At 70.5% G+C, this 1,862-nt stretch carries 1 protein-coding gene; it reads left to right on the forward strand.

The genetic code is table 11. The features are described from left to right. The coding region (locus ABZY13_RS33425; protein WP_356637573.1) for a carbohydrate-binding protein at positions 1-1,862 on the forward strand (1,862 nt) is incomplete at both ends.

The following is a 1,862-nucleotide window of genomic DNA, read 5'->3' on the forward strand; positions in this document are numbered from 1 at the left end:
AGATCTACGCCATGGGCTTCCGCAACCCCTTCCGGATGAGCGTCGACAAGGCCACCGGCATCGTCTACCTCGGCGACTACGGCCCCGACGCCGGCACCGCCAGCGCCTCTCGTGGACCCGCCGGCCAGGTCGAGTTCAACCGGATCACCAAGGCGGGCAACTACGGCTGGCCGTACTGCACCGGAGCGAACAACGCGTACACGGACTACGACTTCGCCTCCGGGGCCTCCGGCGCGAAGTTCGACTGCGCGGCCCCGAAGAACACCTCGCCGCGCAACACCGGCCTGACCGACCTGCCGCCCGCCCAGCCCGCCTGGATCCCGTACGACGGCGGCTCCGTACCGGAGTTCGGCGGCGGCTCGGAGTCCCCCATGGGCGGCCCCGTCTACCGCTACGACGCCGCCTCCACTTCCGAGGTGAAGTTCCCGCAGGAGTACGACGGGGACTTCTTCGCCGGTGAGTTCGGGCGCCGCTGGATCAAGCGGATCGAGTCCGGCTCCGACGGGACCGTGCAGTCCATCAACGCCTTCCCCTGGACCGGGACCCAGGTGATGGACATGGCCTTCGGCCCGGACGGCGCGCTCTACGTCCTCGACTACGGCACCGGCTACTTCAACGGCGACGAGAACTCGGCCCTCTACCGCATCGAGCACGTCACCGGCGGCCGGGCCCCGATCGCCCAGGCCAAGGCCAACGTGACCTCGGGCAGGGCCCCGTTGGCGGTCGCCTTCTCCTCCGCGGGCAGCTCGGACCCCGACGGCGACGCCCTCTCGTACGCCTGGACCTTCGGCGACGGCGCCACCTCCACCGCGGCCAACCCCTCGCACACCTACACCGCCAACGGCCAGTACACGGCCACGCTGAAGATCACGGACTCCACCGGCAAGTCGGCGACCGCGTCCGTGCGGATCACCGTCGGCAACACCGCTCCCACGGTCAGCATCGACCTGCCCCTGGACGGCCGCGTCTACGACTTCGGCGCGGCGATCCCGTTCAGGGTGACGGTCACCGACCCCGAGGACGGCGCCGTCGACTGCTCCAAGGTCAAGGTCACCTTCATCGTCGGCCACGACAGCCACGGCCACCCGCAGACCTCGGCCACCGGCTGCAGCGGCACCCTGCAGACCCTCGCCGACGGCGAACACGACCCCAACGCCAACATCTTCGGCGTCATCGACGCCGAGTACACCGACAAGGGCGCGAACGGCCAGCCCGCGCTCACCACCCACGACCAGCACATCACCCAGCCCAGCCACCGGCAGGCCGAGCACTACGGCACCGCGTCGGGCGTGCAGGTCGTCAACCACGCCCCCGCGCACGGCGGCAGGACCGTCGGCCACATCGACAACGGCGACTGGATCGCCTTCACCCCCTACGCCCTGGACAACACGAGCACGTTCACGGCGCGGGTCTCCTCCGCGGGAGCGGGCGGCACCATCGAGGTGCGGGCCGGATCCCCGACCGGCACCCTGCTCGGCACGGCGACCGTCCCGGTGACCGGCGGCTGGGAGACCTTCCAGGACGTCACCGCCCCGCTGACCAACCGGCCGGCCGGCACCACCACCCTCCACCTGGTGTTCAAGGGCGGCACGGGATCGCTGTTCGACATCGACGAGTTCTCCTTCACCACGACCGGCGGCGGCGCTCGCACGGGTGAGGTGAAGGGCGTCAACGGCAAGTGCCTGGACGTGGCGAACGGTGCTTCGGCGGACGGTACGCAGGTGCAGTTGTGGTCGTGCAACGGGTCCGCGGCGCAGCGGTGGACCCTTGCGGGCGACGGGTCGGTGCAGGCGCTGGGGAAGTGCCTGGACGTGTCCGGTGGGGGTTCTGCGGACGGGACGAAGGTCCAGTTGTGGACGTGC

Source organism: Streptomyces sp. NPDC006610, assembly GCF_040611575.1.
Taxonomy (GTDB): Bacteria; Actinomycetota; Actinomycetes; order Streptomycetales; family Streptomycetaceae; genus Streptomyces.